We start from the raw sequence: 12,719 nt of genomic DNA, 5'->3' as shown, positions 1-12,719 counted from the left end.
GTGTCCCCACCCGCACCCTAACCTCGCAAGCTCGGCCAGGGAACCCTGCGGGCGCATACCCGGACTCAGTTTTTAATAGAAATTACACGTCGAAGTCGACCGTGACTTCCTTGCTGGTGGGGTGGCTCTGGCAGGTCAGCACGTAGCCCTTGTCCAGCTCATCCTGCTCCAGCGCGTAGTTTTCGTCCATGGTCACACTGCCGGTGACCACCTTGGCCCGGCACGTGCCGCACACTCCCCCGGCGCACGCGAACGGCACATCCGGGCGGACCCGCAGCGCGGCATTGAGGATGGACTCGCGGGCGTGGGTGGGGCTGGCCACGTCGCCCTGCAGGCCGTCCAGCTTGAACGTGATCTTGTACGTCTCCTTGGACTCGTCCACCACCACCGGCCGGCCCGCATGCCCCTCCGGCTTGTCCGGCTTGCCGGACGTAAACAGCTCGAACCGGATCTTCTCCGGCTCCACACCGCGCTCCGCCAGGGTGTCCCGGCACAGCTGCACCAGCTCGAACGGCCCGCACAGGAACCACTCGTCCACGTCGTCCGCGTGGATGGCGGTGCCCAGCAGCTGCTGCAGCTTTTCGGCGTCGATCCTGCCACTGAGCAGCGGCGCGATCCGCTGCTCGCGGGACAGCACGTGGTGGATGGCCAGCCGCTGCGGGTACTTGTCCTTCAGGTCCGCCAGCTCCTCCAGGAACATCACGTCCATGGCGGCCTTGTTGGCGTAGATGAGATCGAACCGGCACTCCGGGTTTTTAGCCAGGAGCGTGCGGGCGATCGCGATCACCGGCGTGATGCCGCTGCCGGCGGCGATGGCGACGAAACTGGCTTCCCCGCTGGAGGCGACGTCCCCGGCCAGCTCCTCCGGGTTGTTCATGGAGTTCATCCGGTTCTGCTCCACGGCCTGGCCGTCCCGGCCGTGCCTGGACACAAACGCGCCCATGGGACTCATGACGTCCAGCGTGTCCCCGGCCTTCAGCTCGGCGTTGGCCCAGGTGGAGAACACCCCGCCCAGGTCCTGCTTCACCGCCACCCGGATCTCGCTGCTGCCGTCCCCGAAGCTGCGCGGCTCGGCGCAGATGGAGTAGCTGCGGCGCACCTCGTGCAGTTCACCGGTCTCATCCGGGAGCTTGGTGCGCAGGGCCACATACTGGCCGGGCAGGTAGTCGAACTGGCCGGCGAGCTCCGCCGGGACGTGGAAGGCCACCTCGATGGCGTCCTCGGTGAGCCGGCGCACCTCCTTCACGGCGAGCGTATGGAAGGACGGACGACGGCGGCCGGTGGCCTGCGCCGTTTCGGCGGCGGTCTGGCGGACAACAGGCATGGGGCTTCCTTACAGCACTTTGAAGTAGTCGAACGGTTCCTTGCAGTCCTGGCACACATACAGCGCCTTGCAGGAGGTGGAGCCGAAGCGGGTGAGTTCCTTGGTGTTCAGGCTGGCGCACTGGGGGCATTTGACGGCCATTTGCAGCCTGATGGGGCCGGCGTGCCTTGCCGCATTTGCCATGCCCGACGGCGGGGCGATGCCGTACTCCTGCAGCTTCGCCTTTCCGGCGTCCGTCATCCAGTCCGTGGTCCAGGCCGGGGCGAGCACCAGGTCCACCTGGACGTCCTGGTAGGCCTCTTTGGCAAAGGCTGTTTTGAGGTCGTCGCGGATGGCGTCCATGGCCGGGCAGCCCGAGTACGTGGGCGTGATGGTGACTGTTACCTTTTCGGCGGTCACTTGGACGTTCCGGAGGATGCCCAGGTCCGCGATGGTGAGCACAGGGATCTCGGGATCGCACACCGTCGCGGCGATGTCCCACGCCTTCTGCCGCGGGGTCCGGCTCCTGGTTTCAAAGTCGGAGATGTACATGGCCTCGGTGCTCACCACTTCGCTCCGGGATGCTCGCGGGCCAGCACCTGCATCTCGGCCAGGACGTAACCCAGGTGCTCGGAGTGCCTGCCGTGCCGGCCGCCGCCGGGGGCTGCCGGAACGTCCGGCACCTCGAGTCCGGCTTCTGTGAGGACTTCGCCGGTGAGCCGGTCGAACTCCTCACGCATGCTGGAAGGCGCGACGGCGGCACCCGCCTCGGCGAGGCGGCGCGTCAGGTCATCGTCCTGGAACAGTTCGTTGACGTACGGCCACACCAGGCGCAGGCCGTGGATCATCCTGGTGCGGGATTCCTCGGTGCCGCCGGCCAGGCGGAGGATCCACTGGGCGCTGTGGTCCCGGTGGTAGTCCACTTCCTTCACGGCTTTCGCGGCGATGGCGGCCAGGGTGGCGTCGGTTGATTCCGTGAGCCGGCGGTACAGCTCGAACTGGTAGTAGCTCACGATGAACTGCCGGGCGATGGTCACCGCGAAGTCGCCGTTGGGCTGCTCGAACAGCTGGACACTGCGGAACTCGTGCTCGCGGCGGAAGTAGGCGAGGTCGTCTTCGGACTTCTCCCAGGCTCCCCCGGCGTAGCTGAGGAAACTCCGGGCATGGCCCAGCTGGTCCAGGGCGATGTTGCCCAGGGCCACGTCCTCCTCCAGCTCAGGGGCGCGGGAGATCCAGTGGCCCAGGCGCTGGGCGAGGATCAGGGCGTCGTCGCCGAGCCTCAGGGCGTATTCCGCGACGTCCTCGGAGGGCTTGACCAGGCCGGTGCGGACCTCGAGGGCGATGTCCTCCGGGCGGAGGGCATCGCCGGGGGTGATGCGGGTGGCACTCGCGTTGGAGTCGCCGCTTCCTGTTGGGGCCGCGACGCCGGTGGAGATGTCGCCATGGCCTGTTGTGGTCTCAGATGCAGGGGCCACGCCGGCGAGGGACCCGCTGCGAGCTTGCGAGCTGTGGGAGCCGGTGGGGATCACAGGTGCTTTACCCCTTCGCTCTTGGTGTAGTACGTGGCGTGCCGGTAGTCCTTACCCTGGGGCGACTCGAAGAACGAGCCCTTGGCGTCCGGATCGCTGGCGGCAATGGCGTCTGCCGGGACAACCCAGATGGAGACGCCCTCGTTGCGGCGCGTGTAGAGGTCGCGGGCATTGCGCAGCGCCATGGCCGCATCCGGTGCGTGCAGGCTGCCGGCGTGAACGTGGCTCAGGCCACGGCTCGATCGGACGAACACCTCCCAAAGGCCCCAGGCGCCGCGGTCATGGGTCTCTTGCTTCGCTGCTGGGGACGCCTTGGGTGCCTCGCGGTTGATCTCTGTCGCCGAACTAGCCGGAACTTCCGGGTTGCCGTGGGGGCTCATGCTGCGTATTCCTTCGTCTTCATTGACTGTTTTGCCTGCTGTTTCGCCGCATAGGCGGAAGCTGCCTCGCGGACCCAGGCGCCGTCGTCGTGCGCTTCCCTGCGGCGCTCAAGGCGCTGTGCGTTGCAGGGGCCGCGGCCGGCGAGGACTTCCTGGAACTCGTGCCAGTCCAGCGGGCCGTGCTCCCACTTTTTGGTGTCCTCGTTGTAGCGGACCTGGTCATCGGGGAGGGTGAGGCCCAGGACCCTGACCTGTTCCACCATCATGCCTACGAAGCGGCTGCGGAGTTCGTCGTTGCTGAACCGCTTGATGTTCCAGGCCATGGACTGCTTGGAGTTGGGCGAATCGTCGTCCGGCGGGCCGAACATCATCAGGGCCGGGGCGTACCAGCGGTTCACGGCGTCCTGGGCCATCTGCTTCTGTGCGGGGGTGCCGTTGGAGAGTTCGAGGAGGATCTCGAAGCCCTGGCGCTGGTGGAACGATTCTTCCTTGCAGATGCGCACCATGGCGCGGCCGTAGGGGCCGTAGGAGGCGCGGCACAGCGGAACCTGGTTGCAGATGGCGGCGCCGTCCACCAGCCAGCCGATGGCACCCATGTCCGCCCAGGTCAGCGCGGGGTAGTTGAAGATGGACGAGTAGCGGGCCTTGCCGGCTATGAGGTCTTCCATCATCTTGTCCCGTGTTTGACCAAGAGTTTCGGCGGCGGAGTAGAGGTACAGCCCGTGGCCGGCCTCGTCCTGGACCTTGGCCATGAGGATGGCCTTGCGCTTCAGGCTGGGCGCGCGGGAGATCCAGTTGGCCTCGGGCTGCATGCCGATGATTTCCGAGTGCGCGTGCTGGGAGATCTGGCGCAGCAGCGTCTTGCGGTAGGCCGGCGGCATCCAGTCTTTAGGCTCGATGCGTGAATCCTGGGCCATGACGCGGTCGAAGTTGGCCTGGCCTGCGGCCTCTTCATCCGGGGATAGCTCAGCTGGCACTGACTGCAAGTTCTGTGCTGCCATGGTTGCTCCTCTGCAAAGACCTTCTGGGACGTGCGGAATTATTTACCGACCGTTCGTTCAGGATATGCGGAAGCGTTCCGGGGCGTCAAGCGTCCCGCCCTCTTCAGACGCCCCATCACCTCCCGCACGTATTTCCGCAACGCCCCATCACGTCCTGCACCCTTTCGCGGCCGGAACGTCCAGGCCTACGATGAACACCTGCGGCGGCTCCACCTGCAGGAAGAGACGCCGCAGACATCAGAGCTGACACCAGAAGGGAAACCGACATCATGGCTGAAACTCCGAACCCCATCCAGATTCAAAAGTTCCTGGGCGGCGTGGACTATCCCGCCAGCCGCGAGGCGTTGTTGTCCAAAGCCAAGGACTCGGGCGCCGACAGCAACGTGCTTGAGGCCCTCGAGGCCATCCCCGACCGGGAATACGACAGCCCGACGGCCGTAAGCTCCGCCGTTTCCGACTCCAACTCCTAGACGGGCCGCTCGGGGAAGCACCGAGGCGTGAAAGGCCTCATCAGCCGACATGCACCCAGGGGCGCCTGGTTACGTCCGGGACGGCCTCGCGCAGCACTTCCCTGGTGACGGGAGCGATTTCGCCTTCGCCGAGGAACAGGAATCTCACCAGGTTGGTGACCGGATTGCCTTCGGTCCAGCGGAAGTAGATGTGCGGCATCAGCCCGGTGACGTCCCTGATGTGGAGCAGGACAGAGGCGATAGTGTTCGGGACAACGGGCCCGTGAACTTCGAGGATCCTGTACCCGTGGCGGACCACGCCGTGAACCTGGAGCTCTGTTTCAAAGTCGGAGGAGTCATCCACGATGACCTCCAGGAACAGGGCCTCCCGGTCGAGCGGGAGGTGGCTGACTTCGATGGCTGAGGCGAGCTTGCGGCGGTAGGCCTCACGGGACGTCCGGAGCGGTTCATGGGCGATGATGGCGATGGGGCCTTCGAGAGTGTCGGACATAAACTCCAAGGCCGGCCGGTCCAAGTGGACGCGGGTGGCGTGAAGTTCAAAGGAGCGGCGGACGCGCGAGAGCAGGGAGATCGCGATGATGCCCAGGATGAAGACCCCTGCGATGCGGATGCCTTCGGGCCGTTCAAAGATGTTGGCAACCGTGGTGTAGCTGAACACCACGGCTATCGCGCCGAAGCCAAAGCTGCGCTTGTTCTGGCGCCGACGGCGGGCCGAGAGGGTGACGGCAACAGCCGCGGAGGTCATGAGCACCAGGACACCGGTGGCATACGCGCCGCCCTGGGCGTCGACGTCGGCCTTGAAGAGGAAGGTGATGAGGAAGCCGACCAGGGTGAAGACGAGTACCAGCGGCCGCACTCCCTTGGCCCAGGCAGGGGCCATGCCGTACCGGGGCAGGTACCTGGGCACCAGGTTCAGCAGGCCTGCCATGGCGGAGGCTCCGGCAAACCAGAGAATGGCGATGGTGCTGACGTCGTAGATGCTGCCGAAACCGACGCCGAGGTATTCATGGGCGAGGTAGGCCAGGGCACGCCCGTTTGCCTCGCCGCCGGGCTGGAATTCCCCCTCCGGGATCAGGACGACCGTAATGAAGCTGGTGGTGAGCAGGAATCCGCTCATGACGACGGCGGCGGTGGTGAGCATGCGCCGCGTTCCCCGGATGCGGCCTGCCGGGTTCTCTTCGGTGTCGTTCTCCTCTCCCCGCACCTGGGGCATAACGGCGACGCCGGTCTCGAACCCTGAGAGGCCAAGGGCAAGTTTGGGGAAGACCAGCAGGGCGATGGCGATGGCCATCAGCGGGTTGCCATGGGAAGTCCAGAGGCTGGTCCACCAGTTGTCCATTGCCAGCGGGTGGGCGAAGACCTGGATAAGCGTGGCGGCGACGACCACAGCATTGAGGCCCAGGTACAGGACCACGAGGACCACCGCGACGCCGACGGCTTCCCGGAACCCCCGCAGGAACACCGCCGCCAGCAGTGCCAGCAGGAAGAGGGTGACGGGGACATTCTGGCCCTGAAGCCAGCCGGGGGCGACGGGGTTTTGAATGAGGTGCGCACTGGCGTCAGCCGCGGACAGGGTCATGGTGATCATGAAGTCGGTGGCGGCGAACCCTAGCAGGACCAGGACGAAGAGCTTTCCACCCCAGCGAGGCAGCAGGCGCTCAAGCATGGCGATCGAGCCTTCCCCGCGGTGGCTCTCGCCCGCAACCCGCCGGTACACCGGCAGTGCGCCCAGCAAGGTCACGGCCACCAGCACCATGGTGGCCAGTGGCGAGATGACGCCGGCGGCGAGGGCTGCGATGGCCGGCTGGTATCCAAGGGTGGAGAAATAGTCCACGCCCGTGAGGCACATAACCTGCCACCACGGATGCTTTTTCTCGTGGACGGCTATTGTCCCGCCGGGGCCCGGGTGGGCGCCTTTGCTGTCCTGGAGCCCGAACAGCAACCAGTCCCGCACTGCTGCCGCTCCGTGCGGTCTGGGGGCCGAGGGGTCAGCCGGAGGCCTGCTCAACGTGGTCATGGATTCCTTTCAGCGTTGCGCAGTGCACCGCGTCCAGGCCGAAGCTAACACCGGCAAAAACCGCATGACGGGGAAACGGACTTTTATTGACGAATCCTTGACGCCCCCGGGTTCCGGAAGCGGGCCGGGCCCGTCCTTCCCACTCCCCCAGACGCGCCATCACCTCCCGCACGTTTTTCTGAGACGCCCCATCACCTCCTGCACAGGATGCGCGCCGGCGTCGTCCCGTCATTGAAGGGGACGACGCCGTAATGCTTCCCTGCCACTCTGGTTTGCCTCTAACCCTGTGCATATACTGGCCGAACTTTATCCGGCCCTACCTACATCGGAACATCTAACTGTTCGCCGCTGGGACGCCGGCGACCGGAAGAACGCACGCGCAGCCTCCCGAACCGACACACACAACGCCTTGGCCGGCGCGGAATCGCGCACGCCCGAGGCGTCAATGAATCCTGCCATCATCATGTTCGGCATGCGGCGGCGGGCCCGGAGGATGGATGGTCATGAGGCGATTCTTAAGACTGGTAATTGGCATTGCGTTGATTTGTGGTTTCGTGCCTGCACTGACTTCGGGCGCTGCTCAGGCTGCGGCCGGACCCTGCATCGGCGCCCCTCCCGCCGACGGCACCACGTACAACGAAACCCGGCAGTTTGTGGATGCCCAGGCGTGGTGGGTGCCGGACACGGACCAAGCCAACAACTCCACCACCAATACCGGCCATACCCACCTGGGGGCCTGCATACCTGAACGTGAAACGATCAGTTCCGGGAACTTGACGGTGAATGTACGGGTGATCCTCCATGACAACCCGGGCAAGGCCAACTACGTCTCCATGGTGTTCAAGACCCCCGACGCCGAAACCACCGTCCAGAAGTGCTACCTGCGGGCTGCAGCGGCGAATTTCACCTGCCCGGGCCCATCCAGCAGCACAGGCAAGGGCGACTTCGTGTGCACTGGAACCTGTGAGCGCTGGGTGACCTTTTCATGGCCAATTTCGGCATTCAACCACGCCGGGACCGAGGAGGTTCGCTTTCGCGCGTTCGTCCCGCAGGCGGGCGGCAAGGAAATGCAAGCCAACCTCAACTGGCAAGCCAACATCCAAAACGGCAAGTCCGTGTCCAACGTATCCCGGTATGCGTTCCTGCGGGGCAAGGGCTGGTACACCCACGCGCTGTACTGCGAAGCCTCGGTGCGTACCGTCCCCATTCCTGACAGTCCGGTGTCAGGAATCTGGTCTCCCGTGGTCGGCCTGACCACCCACCCCGACGGCTCGCTTCCGGCGACCCACTCATTCATCTCGATCGACCCGGACTTTCATGCCGTTCCGTCCAACGCCGGAAGAGTGCTCTGGGACGCTGCAGGTCCCTACGGCCCGGAGCCGTTCGGGGCCGCCCCCGTCTCGATCGATACGAGGACTCTGACCAACGGCGTCCATAAACTGCACCTGCGAACGTCGTGCCGTGATAACACTCTGGGTTCGACAAATTCCGGGGTGACAGTCATTCCATTCACAGTGGCTAACTGACAACGGGTGAACCGAAGGGCTGTCCATGATTTGCCGGCACCCCTACCTGCGGCAGGGTAGTGGTAGTGGGTTCCGGGCGGGGTCCTGCAGGAGGAACATTGGCTTATCCACCGCGCCTGGCCATCCATCGGAAGCCACCGCGCGGTCCGTCTTCTCGAAGGGTTATCGGATGCAGGCAGCAATCTCTCGTCTTGGAGCCGTTCGGATCGTGGCCGCAATCGCCACAGCCCTGCTGTTGGTCATTGCCGCGGGTTGCACCAGCCCCCCGCCGTCGCCTGACCAGCAGTTCCCTGAGGGTGTTCGGATTGCTGCCGTAGGTGACATGAACGGCGTCAGGTCCTTTGCGCCCGCCAGCCCGTCCGGCCGGAATGGTGCGGCAATCACCCGGCTCGAGCAGGACAACGAGATTGACGCGTTCCTGGGGCTCGGGGACTTCCAGTACAGCGCCCCGCATTGCGAAGACTACGTAAAATACTGGAAGCGGCTGTGGGGTGGCACGGAGCCAAAGTTGTACTGGGTGTCCGCCCCCAACCACGACTGGCAACCCGGCCGCAACGAAGACCTCGACAAATTCATGGATGGCCAATGCCCGGGGTCCCCGGAAAAGGCAGCGATCAACCAAGAGCGCGGGTTCATCGGGAACGGGGAACCGTACTCGAAGGACTTCGGGAACTGGCACTTCGCGTTCGTGCCGTCCGCGTACTGGCGGTATCAGCCCGCGAAGGCAGAGTTGGTGACCACCTGGCTGGACAACGACCTCGCTGGAGCCCAGGCGGCGGGCAAGCACCTGGCCGTGGTGTACCACGAACCGTATTTCACGTCGGACACGCCGGCGCATGGACGGGCCGCGGAACACAAGCCATGGATCGACGTGATGTGGAAGTATCGTGTCCGCCTGACCCTGTCAGGGTCACAACACAACTACGAACGGTCATGTCCGGTGAACAATGAGGACCAGTGCGTCAGTGACGGGATGACGGCGTTCCAGGTTTCCACTGGAGGAGCCGGCCTCCGCCCCTTCACCAGCCACCCCTCGTATATCGAGAAGCGGTTCAGCGACACGCACGGGTTCCTTCGGCTGACGCTACGGGACGACGGGTCTTTCGACTGGAACTTCGTTCCAACCACCGGGTCGAGCACCGACGCGGGCACACGTCCCGCGTCGCAGTAAGCCGCTGCTCCCGCTGCCTGAGGCGCTGGAGTCCCGACGCGCCATCACCTCCCGCGGGCTTCCCGCAGACGCCCCATCACCTCCCGCAGGTTTTCCGCAGACCTCATGCCATTGACCCACTCGTATGCAGGAGGCGGGTTAACATGAGTTCTTCACTGTGGTTCCTCGCTAGCGGGATTTGGAGGGGTGGTGGACGGATTGTCGCTTCGCGTACGGGCCGGGATGGCCGCCGGCACTGCCGCGCTCCTTGTTGTGACCGCCGGCTGCACATCGGCCGGACCGGGGACGCAGGCGTCCGCCGCGCCCCCGGTCCGGATTGTCGTGATCGGGGACTCGCTGAGCACCGGATATGGAACCTCGCCGAACCAGGCATGGCCCAAGCTCCTGCAGCAGGCGCACCTGAACGGCAAACGGCCGGTGCAGGTCACCAATGCCGCGGAGAACGGCAGCGGCTACCTGGTTGCCGGTGAAGACGGGAACACCTTCAGCACGGAAGTCGAGGTGGCCGTGAGCCCCGACACGGACGTCGTCGTCTTTTTTGGATCGGACAACGATTGGGGAGCAGACCCCGAGGAGCTCCGGGAAGCCGCCGCCTCAACGTTCGCCGCCGCATCATCCCGGGCCCCGCAGGCGGTTCTCGTGGCGGTCGGTCCCCTGTCCGGAAGCGAAGAACCGGACCCGGTGCTGGCTGAAGTGCGGGACTCAACCGCCTCCGCTGCGCAGAACATGGGGGTGCAGTTCATCGATCCCATTGCCGACGAATGGCTCAGCGGCCGCGCCGACGTTCTGTTGGGACCTGATGGTGAACACCCCAGCGCTTCCGGGCAAAAGTTCCTGCGGGACAAGATGAAGGGAATCCTCGGCGCTGCTGTAGCAGGCTGACAGCCTCCCTTGGTGGGGCTTCACAGGTGCACCGGCGGAGAGCCACCTTGTGTACAGGAGCGGGCCCGGTTCAGGGACAGAGTGAATCAGGCCACAACGGCACCCATCCTTTGCCCGGACTGCCGCGAAGTACTGGTGTCCCCTTCCTGGGCGACAACATCACGCGGGCGCGTATGAGGAGATTTTCCCAATGAATAAGACACTTCGCTTTATGGCAGTCCCCACCCTGGCCTTGGCCGCTCTTGCCCTGTCCGGTTCCCCTGCAATGGCCGCCGACGGGTCATACCAATCCACCCTGAAGCAGCTCAACGGAAGTGCCGGCTCGGGCACCATCACACTTGATGTCACGGGTAACCAAGCCCATGTTGTCCTGAAGGTTTCGGGGATGCCCGCGACCTTCATGGATGCCCCCTACCCGCACGTCCAGCACATCCATGGAGGGGCCAAGGGCGCCTGCCCGGACCCTTCGGCAGATAAGGACGGCGACCAGGTCATCTCCACCACTGAAGGCGCACCGTCCTACGGGGGCATCGTCACCACTCTCTCCACCAGCGGCGATACCAGCCCGGCAGCAGGCCTTGACCTCAAGGTCGGCGGACAGGGCGCCTCCTACACTGTGGACCGCACGTTCGAACTAAACCCGGAAACCAAAGCCGCTCTTGAAGCAGGCACCGCAGTCGTTGTTGTCCATGGCCTTGACCCCGCCACCCTCAGCGCGGCAGGCCAGGCCGCCAAGAGCGACCTCGCCCCGACCCTTCCCCTCGCCGCTACCTCTCCCGCCCTGTGCGGGACCCTGACGGCCGGCCAGATGAAGATGCCTGCAGGCGGCGCTAACACCGGCATCACTACCGAGACCGGCCCGGACACCGGGGCTCTCGCCATCGGCAGCGGCTTGGCCCTGATCGCCCTGGCCGGTGGAGCATACGCCGTCCGCCGCCGCAACGAAGCCGCCTAGGCCGGACTGAGCGGATCCATACTGTGACAACCAGGAATCCCGGCCACTGCGGAGGTCTCGGGGCCTTCGCGGCGGCCGGGATTCTGCTCGCGCTTTCCCTGGCCGGCTGCACCGCAGGACCCGGCACCACTCCCGACGCCGGAGCGTCCCCTTCCGCCTTCGCCTCATCGACGGTGCCTCCCGCGGTTACGTCCCCGGCTGTGACCGCAGCACCGCCGGCTGCCGCCGCAGCCCCGTCCGCCCAACAGCTTCCGGCGGTGCTTGGCGCTTCGGCTCCTGTCACCCTGAGTATTCCCTCGATCGGGGTCCGGACGGACCTTCTCCACCTGGGGCTGGAGGACAACGGCTCCCTGAAAGTGCCGGAGGACACTGGCAACGGCGCACCGGCCGGCTGGTACAACGGATCTCCCACGCCCGGTGAACGCGGACCTTCAGTAATGCTGGGCCACGTCAACGCCCTGGGCGGCAACAAGGGCATCTTCGCTGACCTCCGGAAACTCACCCCTGGCGCCGAGATCAACGTTTCGCGAACCGACGGCAGCATCGCCGTGTTCACCGTTGATCGCGGCGCCCTCTACCCTAAAAACGGATTTCCCACCCTGGAGGTTTACGGCAACACCCCGGGGGCCGAACTCCGGTTGATCACCTGCGACGGCTACGACCCCGCCACCGGCCTCTTCGACGACAACTACGTCGTCTACGCCAAACTCAGGGCCTGACAACGGAACGACCGCTCCTTCCCGAAGCGGCCAATGGTGCGAATGGACTGGACATGAACAACCGAAAAAGCGCTTTGGCCGCCCTTGGCCTCACGTCCCTGCTCCTCGCAGGCTGCGCAACAGCTGCCGGATCGGTGTCCGCACCGTCAGGCGTTTCGACGACGGCCCCGGCCGCAGCGTCACCTGCGCCTGGGCAAAGCGGCAGCCACGGCGGGCACCACAGCCAGGGATCAGCATCCCCGGGTACGGCGGCGGAAGCGCCCAGCGCCGCCGCCGTCATGGTCTGCGGAGACCAGCCAAAGGAGAGGTTGCGGTCCATCCTGGATCTGGACTCGGACCCTCACACCGTTGATAACTGGGCTGACAGCACCTTCACCTGCACCTACCACCTTGCCGAAGGAACACTGATCATCTCCGTCCAGGAGGCAGCGGACAAGGCATCGGCAGGGAAATACTTCGACGCGAAGCAGGCCCTCGCCAAAGACGCCGCACCCATCGAAGGCCTGGCGAACCTCGGTTTCCCGGCCTACGAAACCGCCGACGGATCCGCCGTTTTCCAGAAAGACAGCTTCGTTTTGCAGGTTGACGCTTCGGGTCTGCCCCCCACTTTGGGACCGGAAAACATCACCCGGAACGCGCTGGCCTACCAGCTGTCCACTACCATCCTGGCCTGCTGGGTCGAGCACCAATGACCACCCCTCGCCGCAACCCCAGCAGGGCTGGCCCATCGGGTCCTCAATGTCCCCTGCCGCTTCAAATCCCAGGC

At 65.2% G+C, this 12,719-nt stretch carries 13 protein-coding genes; 7 read left to right on the top strand and 6 right to left on the bottom strand.

Annotated features, from left to right (window positions below):
- Positions 1–82 precede the first annotated feature (82 nt).
- The 5 genes from paaE to paaA are packed head-to-tail and all read right to left on the bottom strand — an operon-like array spanning position 83 to position 4,213.
- Positions 83–1,324, bottom strand: coding sequence for a 1,2-phenylacetyl-CoA epoxidase subunit PaaE (gene paaE / locus QF047_RS03780; RefSeq protein ID WP_307274134.1), 1,242 nt, complete (start codon positions 1,322–1,324; stop codon positions 83–85).
- A gap of 9 nt (positions 1,325–1,333) precedes the next feature.
- Complete coding sequence (gene paaD / locus QF047_RS03775; RefSeq protein ID WP_307281753.1) at positions 1,334–1,855, bottom strand: 1,2-phenylacetyl-CoA epoxidase subunit PaaD; 522 nt, start codon at positions 1,853–1,855, stop codon at positions 1,334–1,336.
- Positions 1,856–1,866: 11 nt separating this feature from the next.
- Positions 1,867–2,778: a 1,2-phenylacetyl-CoA epoxidase subunit PaaC gene (gene paaC / locus QF047_RS03770; RefSeq protein WP_307281751.1), complete on the bottom strand. Its 912-nt coding sequence runs from the start codon at positions 2,776–2,778 to the stop codon at positions 1,867–1,869.
- A gap of 50 nt (positions 2,779–2,828) precedes the next feature.
- The gene (gene paaB / locus QF047_RS03765; RefSeq protein WP_307274131.1) at positions 2,829–3,212 is read right to left on the bottom strand and encodes a 1,2-phenylacetyl-CoA epoxidase subunit PaaB; all 384 of its coding nucleotides are present in this window, start codon (positions 3,210–3,212) and stop codon (positions 2,829–2,831) included.
- Positions 3,209–4,213, bottom strand: a complete 1,005-nt coding sequence (gene paaA / locus QF047_RS03760; protein WP_307274129.1) for a 1,2-phenylacetyl-CoA epoxidase subunit PaaA — start codon at positions 4,211–4,213, stop codon at positions 3,209–3,211. The genes paaB and paaA overlap by 4 nt, the downstream gene beginning before the upstream one ends.
- 269 nt (positions 4,214–4,482) lie before the next feature.
- Here paaA and QF047_RS03755 point away from each other — a divergent pair, with 269 nt between their 5' ends.
- Positions 4,483–4,683, top strand: a complete 201-nt coding sequence (locus QF047_RS03755) for a DUF2795 domain-containing protein (protein WP_307274126.1) — start codon at positions 4,483–4,485, stop codon at positions 4,681–4,683.
- 40 nt (positions 4,684–4,723) lie between these two features.
- Here the strand turns inward: QF047_RS03755 and QF047_RS03750 are convergent, their stop codons facing one another.
- Positions 4,724–6,700 carry an amino acid transporter gene (locus tag QF047_RS03750; protein ID WP_307274124.1) on the bottom strand — a complete coding sequence of 659 codons (1,977 nt, stop codon included), beginning with the start codon at positions 6,698–6,700 and terminating at the stop codon, positions 4,724–4,726.
- A gap of 554 nt (positions 6,701–7,254) precedes the next feature.
- On the opposite strand from QF047_RS03750, the gene QF047_RS03745 reads away from it, so the two are divergent.
- The 6 genes from QF047_RS03745 to QF047_RS03720 all read left to right on the top strand — a co-directional run bounded on the left by QF047_RS03745 (position 7,255) and on the right by QF047_RS03720 (position 12,645).
- Positions 7,255–8,226 (top strand): hypothetical protein, encoded by a 972-nt coding sequence (locus tag QF047_RS03745; RefSeq protein ID WP_307274122.1) that lies wholly within the window; start codon positions 7,255–7,257, stop codon positions 8,224–8,226.
- A 169-nt stretch (positions 8,227–8,395) separates the two neighbouring features.
- Positions 8,396–9,397, top strand: coding sequence for a hypothetical protein (locus QF047_RS03740; RefSeq protein WP_307274119.1), 1,002 nt, complete (start codon positions 8,396–8,398; stop codon positions 9,395–9,397).
- Positions 9,398–9,586: 189 nt separating this feature from the next.
- A complete protein-coding gene (locus tag QF047_RS03735; protein WP_307274116.1) occupies positions 9,587–10,279 on the top strand; it encodes an SGNH/GDSL hydrolase family protein in 693 nt (230 codons plus the stop codon).
- Positions 10,280–10,469: 190 nt separating this feature from the next.
- Positions 10,470–11,234: a CHRD domain-containing protein gene (locus QF047_RS03730; RefSeq protein ID WP_307274114.1), complete on the top strand. Its 765-nt coding sequence runs from the start codon at positions 10,470–10,472 to the stop codon at positions 11,232–11,234.
- A gap of 23 nt (positions 11,235–11,257) precedes the next feature.
- Positions 11,258–11,953 (top strand): class F sortase, encoded by a 696-nt coding sequence (locus QF047_RS03725; RefSeq protein ID WP_307274112.1) that lies wholly within the window; start codon positions 11,258–11,260, stop codon positions 11,951–11,953.
- A gap of 53 nt (positions 11,954–12,006) precedes the next feature.
- Positions 12,007–12,645, top strand: coding sequence for a hypothetical protein (locus tag QF047_RS03720; protein ID WP_307274109.1), 639 nt, complete (start codon positions 12,007–12,009; stop codon positions 12,643–12,645).
- Positions 12,646–12,719: the final 74 nt, after the last annotated feature.

The organism is Arthrobacter sp. W4I7, assembly GCF_030816215.1.
Lineage (GTDB): Bacteria > Actinomycetota > Actinomycetes > Actinomycetales > Micrococcaceae > Arthrobacter > Arthrobacter siccitolerans_A.
The sequence above is the reverse complement of the archived record's forward strand: the minus strand, read 5'-3'. Positions and strand labels throughout refer to the sequence as shown.

Coding starts and splice junctions, on each gene's coding strand:
- paaE (WP_307274134.1), bottom strand. CDS start 1,324: ATGCCTGTTGTCCGCCAGACCGCCGCCGAAACGGCGCAGGCCACCGGC.
- paaD (WP_307281753.1), bottom strand. CDS start 1,855: ATGTACATCTCCGACTTTGAAACCAGGAGCCGGACCCCGCGGCAGAAG.
- paaB (WP_307274131.1), bottom strand. CDS start 3,212: ATGAGCCCCCACGGCAACCCGGAAGTTCCGGCTAGTTCGGCGACAGAG.
- paaA (WP_307274129.1), bottom strand. CDS start 4,213: ATGGCAGCACAGAACTTGCAGTCAGTGCCAGCTGAGCTATCCCCGGAT.
- QF047_RS03755 (WP_307274126.1), top strand. CDS start 4,483: ATGGCTGAAACTCCGAACCCCATCCAGATTCAAAAGTTCCTGGGCGGC.
- QF047_RS03750 (WP_307274124.1), bottom strand. CDS start 6,700: ATGACCACGTTGAGCAGGCCTCCGGCTGACCCCTCGGCCCCCAGACCG.
- QF047_RS03740 (WP_307274119.1), top strand. CDS start 8,396: ATGCAGGCAGCAATCTCTCGTCTTGGAGCCGTTCGGATCGTGGCCGCA.
- QF047_RS03730 (WP_307274114.1), top strand. CDS start 10,470: ATGAATAAGACACTTCGCTTTATGGCAGTCCCCACCCTGGCCTTGGCC.
- QF047_RS03720 (WP_307274109.1), top strand. CDS start 12,007: ATGAACAACCGAAAAAGCGCTTTGGCCGCCCTTGGCCTCACGTCCCTG.